The sequence below is a fragment of the Plantactinospora sp. CNZ320 genome (assembly GCF_002846275.1).
This window is the reverse complement of sequence record NZ_PJMP01000001.1, coordinates 6,230,251-6,255,942: the sequence shown is the minus strand read 5'-3', so window position 1 is coordinate 6,255,942 and position 25,692 is coordinate 6,230,251. Positions and strand designations below refer to the sequence as shown.

General features: G+C 72.5%; 27 protein-coding genes. 13 read left to right on the top strand and 14 right to left on the bottom strand.

Annotated features, from left to right (window positions below):
• The first annotated feature begins 65 nt into the window (after positions 1–65).
• Complete coding sequence (locus CLT71_RS28095; RefSeq protein ID WP_101371854.1) at positions 66–665, top strand: TetR/AcrR family transcriptional regulator; 600 nt, start codon at positions 66–68, stop codon at positions 663–665.
• 32 nt (positions 666–697) lie between these two features.
• Here the strand turns inward: CLT71_RS28095 and CLT71_RS28090 are convergent, their stop codons facing one another.
• Both CLT71_RS28090 and CLT71_RS28085 read right to left on the bottom strand, forming a co-directional pair.
• Positions 698–1,240, bottom strand: coding sequence for a GNAT family N-acetyltransferase (locus CLT71_RS28090; RefSeq protein ID WP_101369758.1), 543 nt, complete (start codon positions 1,238–1,240; stop codon positions 698–700).
• Complete coding sequence (locus CLT71_RS28085; RefSeq protein WP_101369757.1) at positions 1,237–1,452, bottom strand: biotin/lipoyl-binding carrier protein; 216 nt, start codon at positions 1,450–1,452, stop codon at positions 1,237–1,239. The genes CLT71_RS28090 and CLT71_RS28085 overlap by 4 nt, the downstream gene beginning before the upstream one ends.
• Positions 1,453–1,632: 180 nt before the next feature.
• Here CLT71_RS28085 and CLT71_RS38260 point away from each other — a divergent pair, with 180 nt between their 5' ends.
• On the top strand, positions 1,633–1,707 hold the full coding sequence (locus CLT71_RS38260; protein ID WP_369814844.1) for a 50S ribosomal protein bL37: 75 nt from the start codon (positions 1,633–1,635) through the stop codon (positions 1,705–1,707).
• A 150-nt stretch (positions 1,708–1,857) separates the two neighbouring features.
• On the opposite strand, the gene rsrA is transcribed toward CLT71_RS38260, so the two are convergent.
• From rsrA to CLT71_RS28060, 5 genes are all read right to left on the bottom strand, one after another.
• Positions 1,858–2,142, bottom strand: coding sequence for a mycothiol system anti-sigma-R factor (gene rsrA, locus CLT71_RS28080; protein ID WP_101369756.1), 285 nt, complete (start codon positions 2,140–2,142; stop codon positions 1,858–1,860).
• Positions 2,139–2,999: a sigma-70 family RNA polymerase sigma factor gene (locus CLT71_RS28075; protein WP_486483491.1), complete on the bottom strand. Its 861-nt coding sequence runs from the start codon at positions 2,997–2,999 to the stop codon at positions 2,139–2,141. The genes rsrA and CLT71_RS28075 overlap by 4 nt, the downstream gene beginning before the upstream one ends.
• Before the next feature lie 250 nt (positions 3,000–3,249).
• Positions 3,250–3,867, bottom strand: a complete 618-nt coding sequence (locus CLT71_RS28070) for an alpha/beta family hydrolase (protein ID WP_101369754.1) — start codon at positions 3,865–3,867, stop codon at positions 3,250–3,252.
• A 135-nt stretch (positions 3,868–4,002) separates the two neighbouring features.
• A complete protein-coding gene (locus CLT71_RS28065; protein ID WP_101369753.1) occupies positions 4,003–4,407 on the bottom strand; it encodes a WhiB family transcriptional regulator in 405 nt (134 codons plus the stop codon).
• A gap of 200 nt (positions 4,408–4,607) precedes the next feature.
• A complete protein-coding gene (locus CLT71_RS28060) occupies positions 4,608–5,330 on the bottom strand; it encodes an SOS response-associated peptidase (RefSeq protein ID WP_101369752.1) in 723 nt (240 codons plus the stop codon).
• 101 nt (positions 5,331–5,431) lie between these two features.
• On the opposite strand from CLT71_RS28060, the gene aroA reads away from it, so the two are divergent.
• The gene (gene aroA / locus CLT71_RS28055; RefSeq protein WP_101369751.1) at positions 5,432–6,745 is read left to right on the top strand and encodes a 3-phosphoshikimate 1-carboxyvinyltransferase; all 1,314 of its coding nucleotides are present in this window, start codon (positions 5,432–5,434) and stop codon (positions 6,743–6,745) included.
• Positions 6,703–7,851, top strand: a complete 1,149-nt coding sequence (gene rsgA, locus CLT71_RS28050; protein ID WP_101369750.1) for a ribosome small subunit-dependent GTPase A — start codon at positions 6,703–6,705, stop codon at positions 7,849–7,851. Before aroA ends, rsgA begins: the two co-directional genes overlap by 43 nt.
• A 54-nt stretch (positions 7,852–7,905) precedes the next feature.
• On the opposite strand, the gene CLT71_RS28045 is transcribed toward rsgA, so the two are convergent.
• Positions 7,906–8,511 (bottom strand): DUF2087 domain-containing protein, encoded by a 606-nt coding sequence (locus CLT71_RS28045; protein WP_486483490.1) that lies wholly within the window; start codon positions 8,509–8,511, stop codon positions 7,906–7,908.
• Positions 8,512–8,562: 51 nt separating this feature from the next.
• Between CLT71_RS28045 and hisN the strand changes: the two genes are divergently transcribed.
• Entirely contained in the window at positions 8,563–9,354 is a 792-nt protein-coding gene (gene hisN, locus CLT71_RS28040) for a histidinol-phosphatase (RefSeq protein WP_101369749.1), read from the top strand.
• Between the two features lie 71 nt (positions 9,355–9,425).
• Positions 9,426–10,388 carry a hypothetical protein gene (locus CLT71_RS28035; RefSeq protein ID WP_486483730.1) on the top strand — a complete coding sequence of 321 codons (963 nt, stop codon included), beginning with the start codon at positions 9,426–9,428 and terminating at the stop codon, positions 10,386–10,388.
• A gap of 46 nt (positions 10,389–10,434) precedes the next feature.
• Here CLT71_RS28035 and CLT71_RS28030 read toward each other — a convergent pair whose 3' ends face one another.
• Positions 10,435–11,634, bottom strand: a complete 1,200-nt coding sequence (locus CLT71_RS28030; RefSeq protein WP_101369748.1) for a glycosyltransferase — start codon at positions 11,632–11,634, stop codon at positions 10,435–10,437.
• Positions 11,635–11,937: 303 nt separating this feature from the next.
• On the opposite strand from CLT71_RS28030, the gene CLT71_RS28025 reads away from it, so the two are divergent.
• Positions 11,938–12,504, top strand: coding sequence for a DUF5709 domain-containing protein (locus tag CLT71_RS28025; protein ID WP_101369747.1), 567 nt, complete (start codon positions 11,938–11,940; stop codon positions 12,502–12,504).
• Positions 12,505–12,531: 27 nt separating this feature from the next.
• On the opposite strand, the gene CLT71_RS28020 is transcribed toward CLT71_RS28025, so the two are convergent.
• Positions 12,532–13,164, bottom strand: a complete 633-nt coding sequence (locus CLT71_RS28020) for a response regulator transcription factor (RefSeq protein WP_101371852.1) — start codon at positions 13,162–13,164, stop codon at positions 12,532–12,534.
• A 70-nt stretch (positions 13,165–13,234) separates the two neighbouring features.
• Complete coding sequence (gene macS, locus CLT71_RS28015) at positions 13,235–14,410, bottom strand: MacS family sensor histidine kinase (RefSeq protein WP_486483489.1); 1,176 nt, start codon at positions 14,408–14,410, stop codon at positions 13,235–13,237.
• A 145-nt stretch (positions 14,411–14,555) separates the two neighbouring features.
• On the opposite strand from macS, the gene CLT71_RS28010 reads away from it, so the two are divergent.
• The 3 genes from CLT71_RS28010 to CLT71_RS28000 all read left to right on the top strand — a co-directional run bounded on the left by CLT71_RS28010 (position 14,556) and on the right by CLT71_RS28000 (position 17,725).
• Positions 14,556–15,017 carry an ATP-binding protein gene (locus CLT71_RS28010; protein WP_101369745.1) on the top strand — a complete coding sequence of 154 codons (462 nt, stop codon included), beginning with the start codon at positions 14,556–14,558 and terminating at the stop codon, positions 15,015–15,017.
• 98 nt (positions 15,018–15,115) lie between these two features.
• Positions 15,116–16,642 carry a glycerol kinase GlpK gene (gene glpK, locus CLT71_RS28005; protein WP_101371851.1) on the top strand — a complete coding sequence of 509 codons (1,527 nt, stop codon included), beginning with the start codon at positions 15,116–15,118 and terminating at the stop codon, positions 16,640–16,642.
• Between the two features lie 135 nt (positions 16,643–16,777).
• Positions 16,778–17,725 carry a phosphotransferase gene (locus tag CLT71_RS28000; RefSeq protein WP_101369744.1) on the top strand — a complete coding sequence of 316 codons (948 nt, stop codon included), beginning with the start codon at positions 16,778–16,780 and terminating at the stop codon, positions 17,723–17,725.
• Positions 17,726–17,749: 24 nt separating this feature from the next.
• Here the strand turns inward: CLT71_RS28000 and CLT71_RS27995 are convergent, their stop codons facing one another.
• A complete protein-coding gene (locus CLT71_RS27995; RefSeq protein ID WP_486483488.1) occupies positions 17,750–18,139 on the bottom strand; it encodes an MmcQ/YjbR family DNA-binding protein in 390 nt (129 codons plus the stop codon).
• Between the two features lie 179 nt (positions 18,140–18,318).
• On the opposite strand from CLT71_RS27995, the gene CLT71_RS27990 reads away from it, so the two are divergent.
• Positions 18,319–19,545 carry a hypothetical protein gene (locus tag CLT71_RS27990; protein WP_143743641.1) on the top strand — a complete coding sequence of 409 codons (1,227 nt, stop codon included), beginning with the start codon at positions 18,319–18,321 and terminating at the stop codon, positions 19,543–19,545.
• A gap of 56 nt (positions 19,546–19,601) precedes the next feature.
• The gene (locus CLT71_RS27985; RefSeq protein ID WP_101369741.1) at positions 19,602–20,417 is read left to right on the top strand and encodes a hypothetical protein; all 816 of its coding nucleotides are present in this window, start codon (positions 19,602–19,604) and stop codon (positions 20,415–20,417) included.
• Between the two features lie 19 nt (positions 20,418–20,436).
• Here CLT71_RS27985 and CLT71_RS27980 read toward each other — a convergent pair whose 3' ends face one another.
• Together CLT71_RS27980 and CLT71_RS27975 are read right to left on the bottom strand one after the other, a co-directional pair.
• Positions 20,437–20,934, bottom strand: a complete 498-nt coding sequence (locus CLT71_RS27980) for a DEAD/DEAH box helicase family protein (protein WP_101369740.1) — start codon at positions 20,932–20,934, stop codon at positions 20,437–20,439.
• 153 nt (positions 20,935–21,087) lie between these two features.
• A complete protein-coding gene (locus tag CLT71_RS27975; RefSeq protein ID WP_101369739.1) occupies positions 21,088–21,648 on the bottom strand; it encodes a hypothetical protein in 561 nt (186 codons plus the stop codon).
• A gap of 230 nt (positions 21,649–21,878) precedes the next feature.
• On the opposite strand from CLT71_RS27975, the gene CLT71_RS27970 reads away from it, so the two are divergent.
• The gene (locus CLT71_RS27970; RefSeq protein ID WP_143743640.1) at positions 21,879–25,676 is read left to right on the top strand and encodes an nSTAND1 domain-containing NTPase; all 3,798 of its coding nucleotides are present in this window, start codon (positions 21,879–21,881) and stop codon (positions 25,674–25,676) included.
• Positions 25,677–25,692: the final 16 nt, after the last annotated feature.

Below are 25,692 nucleotides of genomic sequence, written 5' to 3'. Positions count from 1 at the left end.
TTCTACTTGCCGTACGGTAAGTTGGTGGCCCGATACCCGTCAAGCGATTACGAAAGGTGGTCCGGGTGACCGGCAGCACAGGCGACACGCGGTCCCGGATCCAGGCTGTCGCCCTCGAACTCTTCACCGAGCAGGGCTACGAGAAGACCTCGCTACGGGAGATCGCCGAGCGGCTCGGCGTCACCAAGGCCGCCCTCTACTACCACTTCAAGAGCAAGGACGACATCGTCCACAGCTTCGCCTCCGACCGCATCGAACGGCTGGACCGGCTGATCGAGTGGGCCGCCGAACAACCGCCCGACGCCGCCGGCCGCCGGGCGACGCTGCGCCGGTACTGCGAGGAGTTCTTCGGCGCCGACGGCCGCAACGTGATGCGGTTCTTCGAGCAGAACCAGACGCTTGTCAAGCAGCTCGCCTCCGGCCAGATGATGCGGGATCGGATGCTGCGACTCGCCGAACTGCTCTCCCGGGCCGACCCCACGCCGGCCGGGCAGCTCCGGGCCACGCTGGCGCTCTTCGCCGTACACGGCAGCCTCTTCGCGCTGCGCGGCGAGATCAGCACCACGGAACGCCGGGAACTGGCGATGGAGATCGCCAACGAGTTGCTCGACCGGATCGGCGAGGAGCCTGCCGGAGGCACCGAGACGGAGCCCGGGACGACCTAGTCGATGACCACCAGGTCAATGACCACTAGGCGTCACGCGCGAACGGGTGGCGTGTCCTGGACCCCGACCCGGGTGGGGGCCAGGTCGAGGCGCAGCGCGAGCAGGTCGACGCCGGGGGCCGGCGACCAGTCCCGCTCCGGGGTACGGACGAAACCGAACCCGGCGTAGAGCCGGTGCGCGGGCGCGGAGAAACTGCGGGTGCAGATCACCAGCCGCGAACAGCCCAGCGACCTCGCCCGGTCGACGCAGGCCCTGACCAGCGCCTTGCCGACACCCCGGCCCTGCGCCTCCGGGTCCACCGCCAGCATCCGGAACTCCGCCTCACCCTGGCCGCAGAGTTCGGCGTACGTCGAACCGGGAAGCACGAAGAGCACCGCGCCGAGCAGCTCACCGGTCTCCTCGTCGGCGGCGACAAGCAACTCGCCGGCACCGGCCCGGGCCGGTACGTCGGCGAGCATCTGCTCGTACCCGTGCTCGCTGTCGAGTTGCCCGTCCGCCCGGTACGCCGCCACGGTGAGCCGGGCTATCGCGTCGAAGTCGGCCGGTTCGGCGACCCGGACCAGCAGCCCTGTCATTCGATGACGGCGATCAGGTCGCCATCCTGCACGACGTCGCCCTCGTTGACGGCGAGTTCCCGGAGCACCCCGTCGGACTCGGCGACCACGGGGATCTCCATCTTCATGGACTCGAGGATCACCAGCGTGTCGCCCTCGGACACCGAGTCGCCGGCCGTCGCCACGACCTTCCAGACGTTCGCCACCATCTCGGCGCGGATCTCCTCGGCCATCGGGTTCCCCTCGTCGTCACTTCTCGGCCCTGTGACGGTATCCAATCATGCGACGAGCACCGAGGCGGGCACGGCGGCGCCCGTGGCAGGCGCCCATGGGAGGATTGCCCGGCGCGAGCAGAACCGGTGCGGTCGACGACGCCTGTCGGCGCCGCCCACGGCAGACACATGGAGGTCAGCATGGCGAAGAAGTCACGCAAGAAGAAGGCGCGGAAGAAGAGCGCCGCCAACCACGGCAAGCGCCCCAACTCCTGAGCTCGGCGCCGAGCCTGGGCGGCCGGGCGGGGCACGGGATCGGTGGGCGATCGCCACAGAGCGCTCGCCACGACCCGGCCCGCCCGGCGATCCGCCGCGACGACCGGGGGCAGACACCCGCCCCTGGTCGAACAGCGGCCGGGCGAGGGCTCAGTCGGCGAGGTACTCCCGGGTCTCGGTCTCGAAGACCAGCTCCGACAGGCGGAGCCGCAGCCGCTCACGCAGCTCGACCGGGGCGGTCTCGTTGCCGCAGCAGCGGGCGACCAGCGCCTTGACCTCCTGCTCGATGCCGTACTCGCGCAGGCAGGGCGAGCACTCGTCGAGATGGTCCCGGATCAGGTTGCGCCGCTCGTCCGCGCACTCCAGGTCGAGGTAGAGGTACACCTCGGTGAGGACCTCACGGCAGTCCGTCTCGTGCGGTTCACCGCAACTCATTCGCTCACACCTCCCGGGGCAGCCGCAGCGGACCTGGTCGACGGGGCGGACGAGAAGCCCCGCTCGGCAGCGTAACGCTCGAGCAGCTTTCGTAGGTTCCGCCGGCCACGGTGCAACCGGGACATCACGGTGCCGATCGGCGTTCCCATGATGTCGGCGACCTCCTTGTAGGAGAACCCCTCGACGTCGGTGAGGTAGACGGCGAGCCGGAACTCCTCCGGGAGCTGCTGCAACGCCTCTTTCACGTCGGTGTCCGGGAGCCGGTCCAGCGCCTCGGTCTCGGCCGAGCGCAGCCCGCTGGAGGTGTGCGACTCCGCCTCGGCGAGCTGCCAGTCGGTGATCTCCTCGGTGGGCGCCTGCACGGGCTGCCGCTGCCGACGACGGTAGGAGTTGATGTAGGTGTTGGTCAGGATCCGGTAGAGCCACGCCTTGAGGTTCGTACCCTCTTCGAACTGGTGGAACGCGGCGAACGCCTTCAGGAAGGTCTCCTGGACCAGGTCCTCCGCGTCGGCGGGGTTGCGGGTCATCCGCAGGCCGGCGGCGTACAACTGGTCGACGAAGGGCAGCGCGTCACGCTCGAACCGGGCCCTGCGCTCGTCAGTCTTCTCCGCTGTCAACCGGCCGTCTCCCTCGCCTCGGTACCGAACCGGCGCGGTGACCTTCTTCCCCATCACCGCAGCGTTATTCGGCTGTCCCGCCGAGGATACGCGGAAAGCGCGGCCCGGCGACTCCGTTCGGGCCGGGCCGGTAGCCGCTCCGGGCCGGTCGCCCGACGACCGGGAGGGCGGAGCGTTCCGCCTCCGGTCGGGCCACCGCGCCTCGCGGTCGTGCTCCAGGCTCCGTGTCTCGGTCGACACCGGGCAAACCCCCTTGTGGCTCCACTGGCTTCCGGGAGTTGTAACCGCCGTGGCGGGCGAGGCATTCCGTTCACCGCCCATCCCTGGCCCCGGCCGTGACCAATCCGATGGGATCCGCCACGACTGGGACCAGGAAGGGCCTGGGAGGATGAAACCGGGCACCACATCCGATTCGCGCGATCGCAGGCGGCGTCCGGCATCAGTTGGAGCAACGATCACCCCGGCAGGACAGAAACGGCCGGCGGGTACCTCAGCCCGCCCAGCCCCGCCCGCGCAGCCAGTCGAGCACCAGCCCGGCCGTACCCGCCGGGTCGAGCCGCAGGTCGTGCCGTTCGCCCGGCCGTACCTCGACCCGGATGTCCGGCTCCTCCGCGACCGGTACCCCGAACGGGTCCCGGTCGCCGTTGAGTACCAGCGTCGGCAGCCCGGTACGCAGTTCCGCCGCCCGGGACCGCTCCGGCCGGCCTGGCGGATGGAGCGGAAAGGCGAGCGCGACGACCCCGGACGCGCCGAGCACACCTGCGGTACGGCAGGCGACCCGGGCACCACTGGACCGACCGCCGACCACCAGGGTCGGGGTCGGGTCGTACCGGCCCAGCAGCTCGGTGACGACCGCCACCCACGCCTCGTCCAGGTGACCGGCGGGGGCCGGTGCCCGCCGGCCGGCCACCCGGTACGGCTGGGTCACCCTGGCCACCGCGACCCCGGCCGCGACCGCCGCGTCCCGGACCGCGACCAGGTCCGGCGCGTCCACGCTGCCGCCCGCACCGTGCCCGAGCACCAGCAGGGTCGCCGGGCGCGGACACGGCAGGTCGACGTCCACCAGGGCAGGACCCCGTGGAGTGTCGATCTCGTCGCCGTGCCGCACGGCGCCACTGTATGGCACCGTCCAGCGGATCCTCCGGCGCTGCCGCAGACCAGCTCAGATGCGTTCCGGTCAGCCCCAGGCGTTCCGGGCGGCTCCCGGTGCGTTCCGGCGGCGGCGTGGTCGGCGGAGCAGGGGTCAGCGGCGGCTCGAGCTGAGCGGGACGAGGGTCAGCAGGCGGTCCCGGACCGGTGGTCCGGCGTCGCCGACCGCGTCCGGATCGTGCTCCACCTGGTCCCGCCAGGCGACAAGCATCGCCCGCCGTTCACGGGGCGTGGTCGCTCCCCATACGCCGTGGCAGTCACCCACCTCAAGCGCCCAGGCAAGGCAGGGTCCCTGCACGTCACAGGTCCGGCACAGCGCGACGGCCGAGTCGGCCGGCTCGCTGGGCGCCGGGAAGAACGTTTCCGGGTCCACGCTCTGGCACACCCCCCTGGTACGCCAGGCATCGTCCAGACGCCGCTCACTGAGTGCCCGAAGCAACCTCGGGTCTCGTCGTGCCGCGGCAACCTCGTGCGGGCGTGGCATCCGCGCCCGTGTCATTCACCCACCTCCCCCGTGGGACCGACAAAGATCGGTGAGTGCCGCTCGCCCTGTGCGAGCTGACACCCACTGCCGGCGCTGTGTTCTATCGCACCACCACGATGCGTGACAAGGGCTCTCGGCAAAGGTGTGGAAAACTGCCGGCGACGATTCACCGCGAAGCATGGCAAATCGGTGCAGGCGAATATGCGGTTCCGCGCTCAGAACAGTGTCGATGCAATCGGCTCTTCTGGTAACGCGCGCAGCGGCGGTGCGGTGACCCTGGCGAGCAGTTCCGGACCGTCGTTACGGACGTCCCCGACCCCCCTGCCGACCGGCCGGATCTCGATCTCGGCCAGCGATTTCTCGTCCGGCGGCGCGAGCAGCACGGCCGGATCGTCGTCGCCGTCGAGCCAGTCGGACCAGCGCTCCCGAGGCAGCAGCAGCGGCATCCGGTCGTGCACCAGGGCCAGTTCGCCGAGCGCCGCCGTGGTGACGACGCTGCACGTGAGCAGCGGGTCCCCGGCACCGAGCCAGACCGACCAGAGTCCGGCGAAGGCGAGCACCCCGCCGTCGCGCGGAGTCATGAAGTACGGCTGCTTGCCGCCATCCCGGCTGACCCACTCGTACCAGCCGTCGGCCGGGACGAGGCAGCGGCGCCGGGCGAACGAGTGCGCGTACGCCCGGGTGGTGGCGACCGTCTCGGCGCGAGCATTGATCATGCGCGCGGCGCCCCGGGTGTCCTTGGCCCAGTGCGGCAACAGCCCCCAACGGGCCACCGAGAGCACCGAACCGCCCGAGTCGGGACAGACCCGCACGACCGGCACCGGATCGGTCGGCGCGACGTTGTAGTCGGCGGCGAGCCGCCCACCTGTCTCGTCGTACGCCTCGAAGAGCACGCTCAGATCGGCCGCGCTACGGGTGGTCGCGTACCTGCCGCACATGCCCGCCACGCTAGCGCCTCCGGCGCCGGCCGGCCGTCCCGTCAGGCGGGAGGGGCCGATGCTCCGATCCGACGCGCGCACCGACGGGGCAGAATGTACCGGTGCCGAACTTGACGGCGGTCCGTCCGCTCGAGCCCTGGACCGCGCCGACCGCGACCGATCCGGTCGCCTCGACGTTGCGGCTGCCCGGCTCCAAGTCGTTGACAGCCCGGGCGCTGGTGCTCAGTGCGGTGGCCGACGGCCCCTCCACGCTGCGTCACCCGCTGCGTGCCCGGGACACCGAGCTGATGGCCTCCGCGCTGCGCGGGCTGGGCGCGCACGTCTCCCTTGTGGACGACGAGCGCTGGCTGGTCCGGCCCCATCCGCTCCAGGGTCCGGCCCACGTCGACGTCGGGCTCTCCGGCACGGTCATGCGGTTCGTGCCGCCGGTGGCCGGGCTCGCCGAGGGACCGGTCACCTTCGACGGCGATCCGCACGCCCGGCTCCGCCCGCTCGGCCCGCTGGTCGGGGCGCTGCGCGCCATCGGGGTACGCATCGACACCACCGAGGGTGCCAGCCTGCCGCTGACCGTGCAGGGCACCGGCCGGGTGGTCGGTGGCGAGGTCGTGATCGACGCCTCCGCCTCCAGCCAGTTCGTCTCCGGGCTGCTGCTCTGCGGTGCCCGGTTCGAGCGCGGGATCGTTGTCCGGCACGTCGGCCCGCCGGTCCCGTCCGCCCCACACCTGCGGATGACCGTGCAGATGCTCCGGGCCGCCGGGGCCGCGGTCGACGACAGCACCCCGGACGTCTGGGTGGTGGAGCCGGGTCGGCTCTCCGGTCGGGGCTGGGAAATCGAGCCGGACCTCTCCGGCGCTGTCCCGTTCTTCGCCGCCGCGCTGGTCACCGGCGGCGCGGTGACCCTGCTCGGCTGGCCGCGCAGCAGCCTGCAACCGGTCGACACGCTCCGGGATCTGCTCTCCCGGATGGGCGGCGAGGTGACCCTGGGCACCGACGGTCTGACCGTGCGGGGCACCGGCGGGATCCGTGGGCTCGACGCCGACCTCTCCGACGTCAGCGAGTTCACCCCGGTGCTGGCCGCCCTCGCCGTACTGGCCGACTCGCCGTCCCGGCTGCGCGGGGTGGGACACATCCGGGGTCACGAGACCGACCGGCTCGCCGCGCTGGCCCAGGAACTGACCGCCCTCGGCGCCGACGTCGCCGGCACCGCCGACGGGCTGGAGATCCGGCCCCGGCAACTGCGCGGCGGGGCGTTCCGGACCTACGCCGACCACCGGATGGCGCACGCGGCGGCGGTGATCGGGCTCTCCGTGCCCGGCATCGAACTCGACGACGTGGCGTGTACCTCCAAGACCATGCCCGAGTTCCCGGCACTATGGTCGACGATGGTGGCCGGCGGCGACAGCCGGGACCGGTAGGTCCCCTCGCCGGTCGCCGTACCGGAGGACGAGACCGGGGAGCTGAGCTGGCGGGCAAGCGGGAGTACGACGAGGACGACGTACGGGTCCGACCCGGGCGTTCGTCGCGTCCGCGTACCCGGACGAGGCCCCAGCACTCAGAGGCCGTGGAGGGCTTCGTGATCGCCGTCGACCGGGGCCGCTACACCTGCGTCGTCGGCGACGACCCGGCCGCCGGACGGGGTGACCGGGCCGACGGCGGGACGGTCACCGCGATGCGTGCCCGGGAACTCGGCCGCAAGTCGGTGGTGGTCGGCGACCGGGTCGCGCTGGTCGGCGACACCTCCGGCGCGGCCGGTGCGCTGGCCCGGATCGTCCGGATCGCCGAGCGCCGCTCCGTGCTGCGGCGTACCGCCGACGACGACGAGAGCACCGCCGAGGGGCGGCTCGAACGGGTGGTGGTGGCCAACGCCGACCAGCTCGTGATCGTCAGCTCGCTGGCCGACCCGCCGCCCCGGACCGGGTTCATCGACAGGTGCCTGGTGGCGGCGTACGACGCCGACATCGAGCCGCTGCTCTGCCTGACCAAGGCGGATCTCGCCCAGCCCGACGGGGTACTCGGCTACTACGCCGAACTGGACCTGCCGCACGTACTCGTCGGTCCCGGCTCCGACCTCGACGAGTTGCGCGGGCTGCTCGCCGAGCGGATCTCGGTGATGGTCGGGCACTCCGGGGTGGGCAAGTCGACACTTGTGAACCGGCTGGTTCCGGAGGCGGACCGGGCGGTCGGCACGGTCAGCGCGATCGGCCGGGGCCGGCACACCTCCACCAGCGCGGTCGCGCTGCGCCTGCCGTCGCTGCCGGGCAACCGGCGTACCCACCCCGGTTGGATCGTCGACACCCCCGGGGTACGCAGCTTCGGGCTGGCGCACGTCTCCGCCGAGAGCCTGCTGCACGGCTTCCCCGACCTGGTCGAGGGGACGGTCGAGTGCCCGCCGAACTGCGAACACACCCCGGACGAGGCGGACTGCGCGCTCGACGCCTGGGTGGCGGCCGGCAACGCCGACCCCCGCCGGCTGGCGTCGTACCGCCGGCTACTCGCCTCCCGGGCCGGCGACGTCGAGTAGCTCCCCGGACCGTCACCCGGGCAGGCCGGCGAGGTCGAGGGCTCCGCCGGGCCGTTACCCGGGCAGGCCGTCGGGGTCGCTGGCGGCCGGGCCGGGGTCGAGGTCGACCGGGCCGCCGCTGCGCCAGTAGACGCCGTCCCGGCGGGTCAGCAGCACCTCGTCGACCAGGTAGCGGCGCAGCGCGGCGTAGTCGTCGTGCCAGGCCCGCAGCAGCGCGTTCACCTCCCGCTCGGAGTAGCGCACCCCCGGCTCGAAGGTGGTGACGACGTGTTCGAGCAGCAGCCGGCGCTTGCCCTGCGCCGCCGGCAGCTGGCTGATCCGGCCGTCCCGGACGAAGGCCCGGAGCACCGCCGCGACGGCCCGGTCCGGGTCCAACTCCGCCTCGGGCTCGGCGGAGCCGGACGGGCGGGCGCGTACCGCCTCCTTGAACGCACCGACCAGGGCGACCGTCCGGCCGTCCACCGTCTCGACCAGGCCGCCGGACTCCAGCCGGCGCAGCGCGGCGAGCACAGTCCGGACGGGCAGCCCGGTCCGCTCCGCCACCTCGGTCACCTCGCCCGCGCCGAGCACCACGGCGGCGAAGGCGGCCAGCCGGTCCGGCTCGGCGAGCAGGCCGACAAGCGTTTCGGGGGACACGTCGGAAATCGGTTCGGTGGCCACGGCGCGGGATGCTAACGCACCGGGACGGTCCGGATCGAGTAGGTTTCCGCCATGGCCCGGTACGCGGACGACCTGTCCCTGGCGCACATGCTCGCCGACACCGCAGACTCGATCTCGATGGCCCGGTTCCGGGCCCTGGACCTGCACGTGGAGGCGAAGCCGGACCTGACGCCGGTCACCGACGCGGACACCGCGGTGGAACGCGCCGTCCGGGCCACCCTGGCCCGTACCCGGCCCCGGGACGGGGTGCTCGGCGAGGAGTACGGCGCCTCCGCCGCACCTGCCGGGAGCGGTTCCCGGCAGTGGGTGGTGGACCCGATCGACGGCACCAAGAACTTCGTCCGGGGGGTGCCGATCTGGGCCACCCTGATCTCGCTGATGGACGGCGACACCCCGGTCGTCGGCCTGGTCTCCGCGCCGGCCCTGGGCCGCCGCTGGTGGGCGGCGACCGGCCTCGGGGCGTACGCGGGAAAGCACCAGGCCGCGGCAAGCCCGATCCGGGTCTCGGGGGTCGGCCGGCTCGCCGACGCCAGCTTCTGCTACTCCTCGCTGCACGGCTGGGAGGAGACCGGCCGGCTCGACCCGGTGCTCGACATCCTCCGCTCGGTGTGGCGGAGCCGGGCGTACGGCGACTTCTACGGCTACATGCTGCTCGCCGAGGGAGCGGTCGACGCGATGGTCGAACCGGAGCTGTCGCTGTGGGACGTGGCCGCGCTGATCCCGATCGTGACCGAGGCCGGCGGCACCTTCACCGACCTGCAGGGACGCACCGGCCCGGGCGGCGGCAGTGCGATCGCCAGCAACGGCACGCTGCACCAGGATCTGCTCGACCGGCTCGGCTAGCCGGCCGCGCGAAGCGGCGCAGCAGCCTCTATCCTCGCCAGGTGTCCACCGGTTGGTGCTTTCTCGCGGCCATGATCGCCACCTATGGAGTGGCCAATCTGCTCCAGTCGGTGGCCGCGAGCCGGACAACCCTGCACCACACCTTCGACCCGGGACTGCTGCTACGGCTGGCCGGGCACCGCAGCTATCTGGTCGGGTTGACCTGCCAGGTGATCGGCTTCGTCTTCGCCTTCCTGGCCCGGCGGGACCTGCCGCTCTTCCTGGTGCAGGCGAGCGTGGCGGCCGCGCTCGGCGTGACCGCGCTGCTCGGCGTACTGGTGCTCAAGTGGCGGCTGCCGGCCGCCGAGGTGCTGCTGCTGGTACTCCTGCTGGTCGGGATCACCGCCCTGGTGCTGGCCGCGAAACCGGCGCCGTCCCGGCAGCTCGGGACCGCCGGGGTGGCCGGCCTGGTCGTCGCGCTCGGTGTGATCGGCGCGCTCGGTTTTCCAGCCGTACGCCTGCACGGCGTGCCGGGTTCGGTGGCGCTCGGCGCGCTGGCCGGGCTGGCGTTCTCGGCCGCCGCCGTGGCCGCCCGCCCCCTCGCCTCGGTGCACTCGTTCGACGCCTTCCTGCAAAACCCCCTGCTCTACCTGCTGATCGTGCACTCGGTCGTCGGGCAGTTGCTGCTCGGCCTGGCGATGCAGCGCGGCTCCACGACGGCGGCGGTGGCCGCGATGGACGCCGCCGGTGCGGTACCGGCGGCGATCGTCGGGCTGCTGCTGCTCGGTGACCGGATCTGGCCGGGCCGGGAGTGGTTGGCCGGGGTCGGCTTCCTGGTCACCCTGATCGCGGTGCTCGGCCTGACCCGGTACGCCGAACCGCAGCACCAGCATCCTCCGCTGCCCGACCAGCGCGACCGGAGACAGCCGGTGCCCACCCCGACACCGGCCCGGACCGCTCCCCGGCTGCCCCAGTCGATGCCGGCGCCCCAGCGCCGCTCCGCCAGGATCGGCGATCCGGTGCCGCCGCCGATCGCACCGGTCCCCCGGCGCTGACCGTCGGTGGCACCCCGTCTTCCCGCCCGTCCTGCCGCCCGGTTCGTCAGCTCGGGGCGGGCTGGCGTCGGCGTACCACCCGCTCGTAGAGGCGTTCCAGCGCGCCGGCCGTACGGTCCCAGGTGTAGCTGCACCGCACCCGGTCCACCGCCGCGTGCCCGTACGCGAACCGCTCGGCGTCGGCGGCGAGCAGTCGACGCAGTGTCACGCCCAGCCCGCGTACGTCACCGGGCGGGACGAGCCGGCCGGTGACCTCGTCGACGACGGTGTCCACGATGCCGCCCATCGAGTAGCCGACCACCGGTACGCCGCAGGCCATCGCCTCCAGCGGCACCCGCCCGGCGGTGGCGTACCGGGGGGTGCAGGCCACCACGTCGGCGGAGCGGTACCAGGCGGACATCTGGTCGTGCGGCACCGAGCCGACCAGCTTGATCTGGTCGGCGACCCCGGTGGACTCGGCGACCTCACGCAGCCGGCGGGCCTCGGCGTGGTTGTTCAGCTGTTCGGGCGGCGGGCCGCCGGCGATGACCAACTCGGCGTCCCCGACCAGCCGCAACGCCCGGATCAGGTCCTCCTGTCCGTGTCCCGGGTCCAGGCCGCCGGCGGCCAGGATCCGCGGTCGCCGGTCCCGGGTCGCCGCCTCGCCCTCGGGGGCGAAGAGTTCGATGTCCACGCCCGCCGGCACCACCACCACGGAGGCGCGCTGCAACCCCATCCGGGTCAGCTCGTCGACCTCGTCGGTGCACTGCGCCACCGCCATGTCCACGGCCCGGGTCAGCGCCCGTTCCAGTGGGATCCGCTGCCCCGGCCCCCGGTACGCCTTGCCGAGGTGGCGCAGCTGCTCGACGCCGAGGGAGTGGAACGTCTGCACGATCGGGATGACGGTCTCCCGCACGGCGCTCGCCGCCGCCAGCCCGCCGATCCAGAAGTGTCCGTGCACCACCTCGGGGGTCCACTCCCCGGCCCAGCGTCCGGTCAGCCAGCGGCCGAGTTCCGGCACGTACGGCACCAGTTCACCGGTGTTGGTGGGGCGGGGCGGACCCACCGGTACCCGCTCCACCCGGTAGCCGCCGAACTCGCTCACCGGCGGCGCGTCGGGGTCGTCGAGCCGCTCGTAGACCCGTACGTCGTGGCCCCGCCCGGTCAGCTCGGCGGCCACCCGGGCCACATGCTGGTGCGTGCCGGCGAACTGGCCGCGACGCTCGTGCGGCGGGCCGGCGTGTGCGCAGACGAGGCCAACGCGCATGGGTCACCTCCAGCGACGGCAAGGGCGGGCTAGGGCCGCTCGATCAGAGGCTCCCATTAACCACGGCGGGCCGAGCGGAAACCTGGCAAACCGGTCCGCCCACCCACCGGTCCGGCCGTTCGTCGCTGACGGCCGGCGTCCCGGGAGCCGGTCACCGACCGCGCCGTCGCCGTCCTTCCCGTTTCGTAGCCGGCTAACCTTCCCGTTTCGTAGCCGGCTGACACAGCCTCCCGCGCCGGGTGGCGGGGTGGCCGGTCGTCTTCGCCCGGTTACGGGTACCCGGCGAGCGGGTAGTGATCTGTCATGCGCGATGACGAGTTTCCGACGCCCGTGTCCGACCCGGAGGCGGAGGGCCTGCCCGACACCGCCGACGACGACTCGACGGCCGGTGACGACGTCGCGACCGGTCGGGAGGCGGACGGCTGGGATCCCGCCGCACTTCCCACCGACCGGCCGCTGGCGGTGGACCGGTACGGCACCACCGCCGAGGAGCAGGCCGACGGCGAGTCGCTGGACTACCGGCTCTCCCAGGAGCGGCCCGACGTGCCGGTCGAGGACCCGTACGCCGGTACGGTCGACCAGGCGCTCTCGGACGAGGCGGACAGTGACGAGGCGGCCGCCGAGGCACAGCTCGACGCGGACGTGATGGATCCGGGTCCCACCTCCGACCCGAACTCCCCGGTCTCGATCTACGACCACGGGAACCTCGGCGACGCGCCGGGGGGTGGCCCGGTCGGCCGGTTGGCGGAGCCGGACGAGGGCGCCCGGTACGACGACGAGACCGACTCCATTGCCGTCGACCGGGGTGCGGCCGGCGGCGGCGCGAGTGCCGAGGAATTGGCGGTCAACGAGACCCAGCCGCCCCCGTGACCCGACCTGTCTGCCCCGCCGGGGCTCTCAGTCGTCGAGGCCCTGCTCGATGGCGTAGCGGGTGAGTTCGACCCGGTTGTGCAGTTGCAGCTTGCCGAGGGTGTTCTGCACGTGGTTCTGCACCGTACGGTGCGACAACCCGAGCCGGCCGGCGATCTGCTTGTAGGACAGCCCCTTGGCGACCAGCCGGAGTACCTCGGTCTCCCGTTCGGTCAGCCGGGGCAGGTCGTCTCCGGGGGGTACCGGCGCGGCGGCGATCCGCCGGTACTCCCCGAGCACCAGACCGGCCAGTCCGGGGGTGAAGACCGCGTCCCCGGCGGCGGTACGCCGGACCGCGTCCAGGAACTCCGCCGGACCGGCGGACTTGAGCAGGTAGCCGGTGGCTCCGGCCTTCACCGCGTCGAGCACGTCCTGCTCCTCGCCGCTGGCCGAGAGCATCAGCACCCGAACCCCGGGCAGTCCGGCCAGCAGTGCCCGGAGCACCTCGACCCCGGAGATGTCCGGCAGTTGCAGGTCGAGTACGACCACGTCGGGGCGGGTGGCCGGGGCGACCCGGACCGCCTGCCGCCCCTCACCCGTGGTGGCGACGACGTGGTAGCCGGCCTCGCTGAGGTCCCGGGCCACCCCTTCTCTCCACATCGGATGGTCGTCGACCACCATCACCCGGACTGCCGGTACGCCCTCGTCGGTCACAGCGGCGAGCCTAGACCAGCGGGTACGGTCCACACGATCATCTGCGCTGCCCGGGGATCGTACGGTCGCGCGGCACCCGCAGCTCGACCTCCGTACCCTCGCCGGGGGCGGAGCTGATCTGGACCGTACCGCCGAGGTCGGCGATCCGTCCCTCGATCGACTGGATCACGCCGAGCCGCCCCTGACCGGCCGCCTCGGCTAGCCGTCCCGGCGGGATCCCCGGCCCGTCGTCGCGGACCGAGACGGTCACCGTCGCCGCGTCGTCCTCGACCAGCACCCAACCCCGTCCACCGCCGTGCCGGGCCACGTTGTCCAGCGCCGCGCCCACCGCCGCCGCCACCTCACCGGCGACTCCGGCCGGCAGCGGCACCGGCGTGGCCGGGGCGGCGATCGAGACCGTGGCCGAGGCGTACCGGCCGAGCAGCGAGCGCAGGTCGACCTCCTCGCGGTCCAGCCCGGTCGGTGCCCGGCTGGCGATGAGTGCCCGCAACGCCGCCTCCTGCTCACCGGCGAGTCGGGCCAGCTCACCTGCCTCGCCGTCGAGGTGCGCACCCCGGCGCTGGACCAGGGCAAGAACCTGGAGGACCGAGTCGTGGATCCCCCGGGCCAGCCGCTCCCGCTCCCGGGTCGCCGCCTCCAACTCGACCGCCTGCTGCAACCGCTCCTCCGCGATCACCGCCAGCCGGACGACGTGCCCGACGGCGATCCCGGCGAGCAGCATCAGCGCGGCGCCGGTAAGTGACGCCTGGGCGAACCGCTCCCGGGCCACCAGGTCGGTGCCGCCGATCACCAGGGCCGCCACCACGCCGCGCCGTCGCCCCCCGGAGACCGCCCAGGCGAGTACCGGCCCGGCCAGCCAGGCGACGCTGGGTGGGGGTACCCCGTCGTTGAGGACGTCCCGACCGACCACCCGGGGGGCGATCACCACCACCGCCAGCACCACGGCCAGGTCGGCCAGGAGCAGCGGCCAGCGCCGCCAGGCCGGATCGGCGTACGCGTAACTGGCGTACACCGTCCAGCCGGTCATCGCCAGCAGCAGCACCGCACCCGCCACCGGATGCGTGTAGTCGCTCAGGTTGCGTACCGCCAACACCGCCACGTAGGCCAGGGCGGCGAACCGGTAGACGGCGATGGCTCGCCACAGCGGCGCCTGGAGGCTGCCCGGCGGGTCGCGGCGGCGACCGCCCGGCGCGTCGCTCGTCGAGTGCGGCACGCAGAGACGATCGCACAGCTTTGACCGGCGGGAGACCCCCCGGACGTACATCCGGATCTACCCGCCGGCCCGGATGCGCGGCTACATACCCTGACGTAGGGTGGGAAAGCCACGAAAGGACTCGACGACCAGCGGCGGGACGACCATGAGCGACATAGATCCCCTCGCACCCACTGCTGTCGCGCCCGACGGGACCCCTGCACTGCTCGCCGAGACCTTCGACGGCAACCGGGTTACCGAGCTGCGGCACGCCGTCGCGACGAGCGCCGAGGCCGCCGGTCTCGACGGTGCGCGCCTGGACGACTTCGTACTGGCCGTCAACGAGCTGATGACCAACGCCGTACGGCACGGCGGCGGGCAGGGCTGGCTGCGCCTGTGGCGTACCGGAAAGATACTTTACTGCCTCGTCACCGACACCGGCGCCGGCATCGGGGCCGAGCGGCTCGACGACCGGCGGCGCCCGCTGCCCGAGATCGCCGGCGGTTGGGGACTCTGGCTGGCCCGGCAACTCAGCGACGAGATGGTCGTCGACAGCGGTCCTGCGGGCACCACCGTGCGGATCAGCGCCCACCTGGACGCGGCCGGAGCCGAACCGCCGACGGGATGACGCCGGGCCGGCGGCCGGGCGGCTGCGCGCTGCCGACGGGATGATCCCGACTCCCGGGCCGGATGACGGCGACCCGGGCGCCGGGTACGGTGCAGCGCATGACCGGTCAGTTCGTCGCCGCGATCGATCAGGGCACCACCTCGTCCCGCTGCATCGTCTTCGACGCCTCCGGCGGCATCGTCTCGATGGCCCAGCGCGAGCACCGGCAGGTCTTTCCCCGACCGGGCTGGGTCGAGCACGACGCCGAGGAGATCTGGACCGCCGTCTGTCAGGTGGTGCCGGAGGCGCTGGCCGAGGCGGGGATCGGCGCCAGCCGGCTCGCCGCGATCGGCATCACCAACCAGCGGGAGACCACGGTGGTCTGGGACCGGGCCACCGGCCGGCCGGTGCACCACGCCATCGTCTGGCAGGACACCCGCACCGGGCCGTTGCTGCGCCAACTCGACCGCGAGTACGGCGAACAGCGCTTCCGTGACCGCACCGGACTGCCGCTGGCCACCTACTTCTCCGGGCCGAAGCTGCGCTGGCTGCTCGACAACGTCGACGGCCTGCGGGACCGGGCCGACCGGGGCGAGGTGCTCTTCGGCACCGTGGACAGTTGGCTGATCTGGAAGCTGACCGGGCAGCACGTCACCGACGTGACGAACGCCAGCCGGACACTGCTGATGAACCTGCGGACCCTCGACTGGGATCCGGAACTCCTCGACGTGCTCGGCGTCCCGGCCGGGATGCTGCCGGAGATCCGCTCGTCGGCGGAGGTCTACGGCAGCGCTGACGGCCTCCCCGGGAACGGGAACGGGAGTGGGAGCGCCGGGCCGCTGGCCGGGGTACCGGTGGCGAGCGCGCTCGGCGACCAGCAGGCGGCACTGTTCGGGCAGACCTGCTTCCAGCCCGGCGAGGCCAAGTGCACCTACGGGACCGGCAGTTTCCTGCTGCTCAACACCGGCCAGAGTCCGGTGACCTCCCGGCACGGACTGCTCAGTACGGTCGGCTACCGGATCGGGGACCAGCCGGCGACGTACGCCCTGGAGGGGGCGATCGCCGTCACCGGGTCGCTGGTGCAGTGGCTGCGGGACAACCTCGGGCTGATCTCCAGTGCGCCGGAGGTGGAGGAGCTGGCCCGGACCGTCGAGGACAACGGCGGTTGCTACGTCGTACCGGCCTTCTCCGGGCTGTTCGCCCCGCACTGGCGCAGCGACGCCCGGGGCGTCATCGCCGGGCTTACCGGTTACGTCACCAAGGGGCACCTGGCCCGGGCCGTGCTGGAGGCGAGCGCCTGGCAGACCCGCGAGGTGGTCGACGCGATGAACGCCGACTCGGACGTGGCGTTGCGCCGGCTCCGGGTGGACGGCGGGATGACCGCCAACGAGCTGCTGATGCAGTTCCTCGCCGACGTGCTCGACGTACCGGTGGTCCGCCCCGAGGTCAGCGAGACCACCTGCCTCGGTGCCGCGTACGCCGCCGGCCTGGCGGTCGGCTTCTGGCCGGACCTTGAGACGCTGCGCGCGCAGTGGCGGCAGAACGCCGCCTGGACACCGGCGATGGAGCCGGCACACCGGGACCGCGAGCTGCGCAACTGGCGCAAGGCGGTGGCCCGTACCCTCGACTGGGTCGAGGACGAGTGACGGCGCGGGCAGATCCCGGGAAGGGCCACGACAGACCGAGAGCCACGACAGATCGAGAGCCACGACAGATCGAGAGCCGCGACAGACCGGGACCGCGAGTGAGCGGGGGCCGCGAGTGAGCGGGGAGGGCCGCGAGTGACGGCCGTGCGGACCGTCGAGGAAGTGGACGTGGTCGCCGAGGCGCTGGGCAGCAGGGTGCTCGACATCCGGCGGCTGGCCGGCGGGTTCTCCCACGAGACCTGCCTGGTCAGGCTCGCCGACGGCGAGGTGGTCGTCCGGCTCGGCGGCTCCGACCCGGCGATCGAGGCCGCGGTGATGGCCGCCGCCAGTCGGTACGTGCCGGTGCCCGAGGTGCTGGCCGTCGTGCCGGCCGCCGACGATGACCCGGACGCCCGCCCGGCGATGGCGATCGAGTACGTCTCGGGTACCACGCTTGAGCAGGTGCTCGCCGCCGCCGACGGGCCGGCGATGTCCGACCTCGGTGCCGAGGTGGGCCGGGTGGTCGCCGGCATCGGTGCGGCGATGTACGACCGGCCGGGATTCTTCACCGACGAGCAGCTCACGGTACGCGCCGAACGCCAGTGGTCGGCGCAGTTGCCCGAGATCGTGGCGGAGTGCATGGCCGCGACCACTGCCGAGCGACTCGACCCGTCGACCCGGGACAGCTGGGCGGCGTTGGCAGCTGCGCACGCCCCGGCACTGGAGCGGGTGGACGACCACGCCCGACTGGTGCACTCCGACATCAACCCGAAGAACATCCTGGTCAGCCGGGACGGGGCGGGTTGGCGGGTGGCCGCCGTACTGGACTGGGAGTTCAGCTATTCCGGCTGCCCGTACGCCGACGCCGCCAACATGCTGCGGTTCGGCGCCGACTATCCGACCGGATTCGTCGACGGTTTCCGGGCCGGGTTCGCCGGTCACCAGCCGGCAGACCTGCCCCTGGTCGACGGCTGGGCCTACCTGGGTCGGGTGTTGGAGATGTTCGCGCTCAGCGAGCTGGTCACCCGGCCCGCCGGAAATCCCGTCGCCGACCAGGCGGCACAGGTGATCCGCCGCTGGGCCGAGTCGGGCGTACCGGATTGAGCCGCCGGCCGGGGAGGCGCGACGTCACCGGCCCGAGCGGTGGCCGTCGAGCCGGGCGACCCGGCGCGGCCCGGCCGTGAGCCGGTAGCTGGCGTCCAGCACCTCGCCGACCTCGTCCCAGTCGGTGTCGTCGGTGAGGTCCACCCCGATCCACCCGTACGCCCCCAGGTACATCGGCAGGTAGCAGTGCTCCTCGCTGAGCAGCGCCGCGCGTTCGTCCGCGTCGACCAGGACCACCACCGACTGCTCGTGCTGCCGGTAGCCGCCGTCGACCTTCACCGATCCGCCGTAGTAGGCGAAGACCTTTGTGGTGTAGAAGGCGGGTCGACCGTGCGAGACCTTCTCGGCCGCGTCGGGTAAGGCCAGCGCCAGCGACCGTACCCGGTGCAGGAACGGGTCTGACTCGTCGAACATGATCGGGTGTCCCATACCGGCAGCCAAGCACACGGTAACGCCCGGGCGGCCTTCGGGCATGGGATCGGCCCTGAGCGGCTACGAAGCCTCCTAACAGATTGGCTGGTTCGGGCTATTTCTGGTCGAGTACGGCCACCATTGCTCCGGCCAGCTGTTCGATCCAGTCGATGGTCTGCGTCGTGACCGCCGCGTCGATCGAGCGCTTCTTTGGGGGGTTCTCGGGATCCTCTCCGCCAACCCACCTGAACTCCACTCAGCCTCCGATTTTGCCTGAGTTACGGACTTTGCTGGGACAGCAAACTTCTCCGTATGGCAAAATTATGCTCGTGGCAGGGAAGGAGCGTGATCTGCTCGATCGGGCGCTGGCGCGGCTCGTCGAGCTCCTACCTGCACGCATCCAGATCACTGAGGAGCGGAGTGACGCCGACCGGGGCACTGACGCGCTCTGGCGGATCACCGAGACGAGCGACGAATCCGCCGAACTCCTCGTCCTGGCCAAGCAATCGTTCTCGCCACGGGATGTTGATCGGATCCCCCTGCCCGGAACGGTTCGGCGGGCTCTCGGCGAGCCGACGCTGCTGGCAGTCGCTCCCTGGTTCAGCCCACGCACGCGAGCACTGCTGGAGGAACGCGGCTACTCCTATCTCGATATGGCCGGGAACGTGCTGCTCACCGTCGACCGTCCGGTGATCTTCATCAGGATTCAAGGTGCGGATCGCAATCCCGAGCCATCACCCCGCCCGCCGGCACGGGTACGGGGCGCGAAGGCGCGCCGGCTTGTGCGGATCCTCGTGGACGTCCGGCCGCCCTACCGGCTCACCGATCTGGCGCGGGCGAGTGAGGTGAACGTCGGCTATCTCTCGCGGATGTTGGAGGCGCTAGATGACCAGGCACTCATCGAACGCGGCCGGCGGGGACTAGTCGAGGATGTCGACTGGCCAGCGTTGCTGAGCGTGGCCAGCGACGACTACCAGCTCATGCGCGCCAACTCAGCCAGCTCGTACGTGGCGGCCGAAGGAGCGAGCGACCTCTACCGGCGCGTCGCGGGGCGCAACACAAGCGACGTGGTGGTCACCGGGTCGTTCGCGGCCACCGCCATAGCGCCGATCGCCGCTCCCGCCCAACTCGTGCTCTACACCAACGATCCGGCCGGCATGCGTCAATTCGGCCGGCTACTTCCGGCGGAACGGGGTGCGGACGTCGTGTTGTTACGCCCCGAGGATCCGACCCAGTTGACCTGGCCGCGGCTGGTGGATGGCGTGCCCCACGTACGGCTGAGCCAGCTCGCACTCGACCTACTCGGCGGGGGTGGCCGGCTTCCCGAGGAGGCCCGGTCGGTGATCGCCTGGATGCGCGCCAACGAAGGTGAGTGGCGGCGACCAACGCTGACCGAGGGTCTACAGTAGAGTCACCGCCCGTGAATAGTCATGGTGGATCACCTGTCTACGTAGCGGCGCGGCGAGTGCTGCTGGACGCCCTCGACGCGTTGGCAGAACACCGCAAGGCGGTGATCCTGGCCGGAGCTCAGGCGATTTACGTCCGCACCGGCAGCGCCGACCTGGATGCCAGCATCGCGCCCTTCACCACCGACGCCGACCTGGCAATCGACCCGCGCACGTTGGGTCCGGACCCCCGCATCGACGAGGCACTGAAAGGGGCCGGATTCCGGCTCAGTGTCGAACCCGGCATCTGGATCACCTCGACCGTTGTCTCCGGCAGAGCCGTCGAGGTTCCGGTCGACCTGCTCGTCCCCGAGGCTGTGGCCGGGACTGGGCGGCGATCGGCGCAGCTTCCGGAGCACGGAAAGAACGCGGCCCGGCGCACGCCTGGCCTGGAGGCGGCGCTCGCCGACCACAGCGATGTCCTGATCTCCAGTCTCGAACCGGAAGCCGACGGTCGGTCGCTCCTGGTACCCGTCGCCGGCACGGCGGCTCTGTTCATCGCGAAGGCGCACGAGGTGCGGGAACGGCTCGCTGACACCGACCGAGGGCGGACCGGTCGGCTCAAGCCGAAGGACGCCAGCGACCTCGTCCGGCTCATGCGTGCCGAGTCGCCCGAACACGTTGGCTGTCGCCTGCGGGAACTCGCTGACGATGAGACAGCCGGACCCAGTGTCCGATCCGGAGTGGAGCATTTGCGGGAGCTGTTCGGGCGGCGCCGATCGGTCGGCGTCGACCTGGCGGTGCGAGCGCTCGACGGAGCCATGCCCGAAGCCTCCGTCCGCGCACTCACCACCGCGTTCATCGCCGCATTGACCGAGGCGTACGACGCCGCATGAGCACCGGACCGGCCGTGGTTCACCAGGGCGGGCGGGCCCGTACCCAGTTGTCGGCCCAGTCGCCGGTGATCCCGGTCGACTCGAAGTGACCGAAGTCGGCACCCAACAGCCCGCCAACGACCAGATCCCACTCGCTGCGCCGAAGCAGCGCCAGCAGCTCGTCCGAACGCGAGAGCTGGTCCATTCGGGCGATCAGCATCGGGTACCGGTCGAAGACGCTCCCGCCCACGTTCGCCTCGGCCAGGTCCCTGGTCAGCAGGTCGAATCGGAGGCCGAACTTGCCCAGCAGCTCGTCCTGCCACTGCTCCACCAACCCACCGGGAGCGACGATCAGGCATCGAAGCACGCTCGCGTAGAGCAGGCGTTGCCCGACCTGCCCGTCCCCGAACTCGTAGGTGAGCTTCAGTGCGGTTGCACCGACAGGCTGTGATGCCAGGATGGTCACGGGTCCGTCCGGCACGATGCCAAGGAATCTGGCGCCCGGGGTCACCCTCGCCAACAGCTCGTGGTCGGTCATCCCCTGCCCCAGCGGACGGTGTTCCCGCGATCACGTCGATGACCATTGAAGCATCGAGAGACCCGGGCGCACAGACGAGGCAGTTCGACAGTCGAGCGACGGCGGGTGCCGCCCCCGGGAGGGACGGCACCCGCGTTCGTCGGGGTCACCGACTCAGGTGTGGCAGAGGATGCCCAGGTCGTCGACCCAGGTCCCCAACTGGACACCGTTGACGCCGATCAGCGAGACCCGGACCAGGATGTCCGTCGGGCCGTGGCTCCACGAGGTGGAGACGAAGGTGTACGGCGCCGCGCCGCTGAGCACCACCGTCTTCAGCGCCACGTACGTGAAGCTGTTCGGCTCGATGATCTCGAAGTTGATCTGCTGGGTGGCGAGTACCGGGTTGACCCAGATGCCCGCCGTGCAGTTCGTGGTCGCCGGCAGGAGGACCCGCCGGCCGACCGAGGAGAAGCCGGCACTGCGCATCGAGAGGAACCCGTCCTTGACCCCGTTGTGGGTCTGCAGCGAACTGATCCCGCCGGTGCCGTCACCGACGTGGGTGAAGCTCCAGTTCGCCGCCTGGGTGCCCTCGAAGCCGTCCTGGACGGTGATGATCGCCGCGCTGGCCGGCGACGCCGTCCCGGCGAGCAGGGCCACGGTCAGTCCGAGCAGCAGCGCCGCCGCCCCGATCCGCCGGCGCTGCCGGAGCGGACTGCGGGAGAAGATGGATCGCATTACTGATCACCTCGTGATCTGGCTGGTGGGGCGCCTGTCGCACCCCTGCTGAGGAGATGTCTAGTCGCCGACTCGTTGTCCGGCTTCGGGCCGCCGGGCCGGACAATCAACTCCGGACAGTCGACCGACGAGCTACCACGAGCTACCGAGCCACCAAGAGAGCTACCGAGCCACCGAGAGAGCCACCAAGAGAGCTACCGGGCTACCACGAGCTACCAGCGAGGAAGACAGTGCCGCGACCAGAGGGCGTACTCGGGCCGGGAACCCCGGAGGTGCGGGAGTTCGCCGCCGGGCTGCGGCTGCTGCGCGAGAAGGCCGGGCTCCCCGGCTACCGGGAACTGGCCCGCCGGGCGCACTTCTCCGCCACCACGCTCTCCGAGGCGGCCGGCGGGCGCCGGCTGCCGACTCTCGCCGTCACCCTGGCGTACGTCACGGCGTGCGGCGGTGACCCGGCCGAGTGGGAGGACCGGTGGCGCCGGATAGCCCGGGACGAACCGCCGAACCCCGCCCCGTCGCATCCCGACGACGCCCCCTACCAGGGCCTGCTGGCGTACGGGCCGGAGCGGGCGGAGTGGTTCTTCGGCCGCGAGGAGGTCGTCGACGACCTGCGACAACGGCTGGCCACCCGCCGGTTCGTGGCGCTCTTCGGCGCCTCCGGCAGCGGCAAGTCCTCGGTGCTCCGGGCCGGGCTGGTGCCCGCCGTCACGAGACGACCGGAGCGACCGCCGGTGCTGGTGCTGACCCCCGGCCCGGATCCGCTCGGCGAGCTGGCGGTACACCTCGCCCGGCTGCTCCGGATCCCGGCCGGCGCGCTCCGTGCCGACCTCGCCGCCGACCCCGCGCGGCTGCACCTGACCGTCCGGCAACTGCTCGCCGACGCCCCCACCGAGGCGGACCTGTGGCTGGTGGTCGACCAGTTCGAGGAACTCTTCACGCTCTGCCGGAACGCCGACGACCGGGCCGGCTTCGTGGCCGCGCTGCTCGCCGCCGTCGCCGCGCCGGACAGCCGGCTGCGGGTGGCGCTCGGGGTACGCGCCGACTTCTACGGCCACTGCGCCGAGCTGCCCGAGCTGGTGGCGGCGCTGGCCGACGCCCAGGTGCTGGTCGGGCCGATGACCGCCGCCCAGGTCCGGGAGGCCGTGGTACGCCCCGCCGAGCGGGCCGGTGCGATGGTCGAGGGCGCCCTCGTCTCCACAATCGTGGCCCAGGTCGCCGGTCGGGCCGGTGCGTTGCCGGTCGCCTCGCACGTGTTGCTGGAGGCGTGGCGGCGCCGCCGGGGCAGCGCGGTGACGCTCGCCGGCTACCAGGCGGCCGGCGGGATCGACGGCGCGGTGGCGCAGACCGCCGAGCGGGTCTGGCAGGAGTTCGACCCGGAGCAGCGGCGGACGGCCCGGCACGTGCTGCTGCGGATGGTGGAGATCGGCACCGGGGACGAGCCCACGGTGGACCGGGCCGGCCCGCCGACCGCCCGCCGGGTGGACCGGGCCGAACTCGCCGAGCCGGACGGAATCACCTCGGGCGTACTGGAACGGCTGGCCGCCGCCCGACTGGTCACCCTGGACGACCGCTCGGTACGGCTGGCCCACGAGGCACTGCTCGACGCCTGGCCCCGACTGCGCCGCTGGCTGGAGGAGGACCTCGACGGGGTACGCGTGCACCGGCAGCTCACCCAGGCGGCGGCGGGGTGGCGGTCACTCGACCACGACCCGGGTGGGCTCTACCGGGGACTGGCGCTGTCCCGGGCCCAGGCGTGGGCGCAGGCGCACCCGGAGAGCCTGACCAGCGCGGAACGGGAGTACCTGGAGGCCAGTGGGCGGGCCGAGGACCACAGGGCGGCCGGTCGGCGGCGGCGACGGCGGTTGCTCGGAGCCGCGTTGGCGGTGGTCGTATCGGTGGTGACCGTGCTCGCCTCGCTGGCGGTGGTGCAGGCCCGGCAGGCGCGGGGGCAGCGGGATCTCGCCGTACACCGGCAACTGGTCGCCGGGGCGCGGGCCCAGATGTCCCGCGATCCGCAACTGGCGTTCCTGCTCGCCCGGCGCGCCTTCGAGGTGCGGCCGGACGCCGAGGCGGAGACGGTGTTGCGGCAGGCAACGCTGAACTGGCGCGGGACCGAGGGGCGGCAGGTCTTCGCCGCACCGGTCAAGCAGGCCGCGCTGACCCGGGACGGCCGGTACGCGGTCGCCGCCGGGGAGCGGAAGTCGGTACAGGTCTGGCAGCCGGCGGCGCCCGACCGGCCGCCGGTGTCGCTGGCCGGGCCGGGCCCGGAGCTGCTGACCGCGCTGGCGATCAGCCCGGACGGGCGGCGGGTCGCCAGCGCGGGCGACTCCGCCTCGGTGCGGCTCTGGGACACCGCCGAACCCGGCCGGTCCGCACTGCTGCTTCCCGGGCATCGTGGACCGGTCCGGGACGTCGCGTTCAGCCCGGACGGCCGGCGGCTGGCCACCGGGGACGCGGCCGGCGTGGTCCGGATCTGGGAGCTGACCGGCACGCCACGGGCCCGCCCGCTGCCGGCCGCCCGCGGCTTCGTCTTCTCGCTTGCCTGGTCGCCGGACGGCCGCCAGCTCGCCGTGGCCAGCACCGGCGACCCGACCCGGATCTGGCGGGTCGCCGAGCCGGACCGGGCTCCGACGCTGCTGCCCGACTCGACCGCCACCGCCGACGGCCTGCTGTTCAGTCCGGACGGCGCCCGGATCGTCGCCGTCGACAACGCCAGCACCGAGGACGGCGGCGTACTGCGCAGCTGGCCGACCGGCGGCGGCCAGCCGACGGTACTCGGGCGGCAGCGCAGCGCCTTCCCCGCCGCGTTCAGCCCGGACGGGCGACGGCTGATCACCAAGAACGCGTACGGCGTGATCACGATCTGGGACCCGACCGGTGCCTTCGATCCGCTGCCGCTGCGCGGGCACGCCGGCACGGTCTGCGCGGTCGCGCTGACCCCGGACGGTCGACTGGTGAGCGTGGGACAGGACGGCACCGTCCGGCGCTGGGACGTCGGTGGACCGTTCGACCCGATCATCACGCAGCCGCACCAGGGCCTGGTGCACGCCGCGCGGTTCAGTCCGGACGGCAGCCACCTGGCCAGCGCGGGCATCTTCGACGGTACGGTCCGGATCTGGCCGGTACCGGCCGGGCCCGACCCGACCCGTACCGTCGGCTCGGCCGCCCCGGTCGTGCTGCCCGGCCACGCCGGGATGACCATGGACGTCGCGTTCGCGCCGGACGGTCGGCGGCTGGCCAGCCTCGACGCGGCCGGCACGGTACGGCTCTGGGACTGGCCGACCGGCCGGCAACTGGTCGCGTTCGAGGCGGACCGGGCGACCCGGGTCGGGTTCGGGCCGGACGGCACACGGCTGCTGACCAGTGGCAGCGGCGGCATCCGGCTCTGGGACCGGCTCGACGGCCAACCGGTCGCCGTCGCCCTGGCTCCGACCGGCTCGGCTGCGGCGTTCAGCCCGGACGGCAGCCGGATCGCGACCGGTGCCGAGGACGGCGGCGTACGGGTCCGGACCGTCGACGGGGACGCGGTCACCACCCTGCCCGGCGGTGCCGATCCGGTCAGCTCGGTGTCGTTCAGTCCCGACGGCGGTTCGATAGCGGGGCTGAGCCGGGACAGCACCATCCGGATCTGGCCGGCCACCGGGGGTGGCGCCCGGGTGGTGCTTCCGTCGGCCGGTCAGGGGGCCGCCACCACCCGGCTCGGCTACACCCCGGACGGGCGGCACCTGGCGATCCTCGGCGGTGGTGAGGAGTTGACCGGGGTCCAGCTCTGGGCGGCCGGCGGGGCGACCGAGCCGGTGACCCTGCGTACGCTCGGCCCCGGGCCGCTCGGTTTCGCGTTCTCCCCGGACGGTGCACGGGTCGCCACCGTCCACTCCGACGGCTCGGTACGGATCTGGAGCTGTGACGTCTGCGGCCCGGTCGAGAAGCTGCTCGGGGTCGCGGCCACCCGGGCCACCCGGCCGTTCACCGCAGACGAGCGGCGGACGTTCCTGCTGGACGGCGAACGGTCGGACCGACCGGACACGTGACCCGACCCCGACGGCT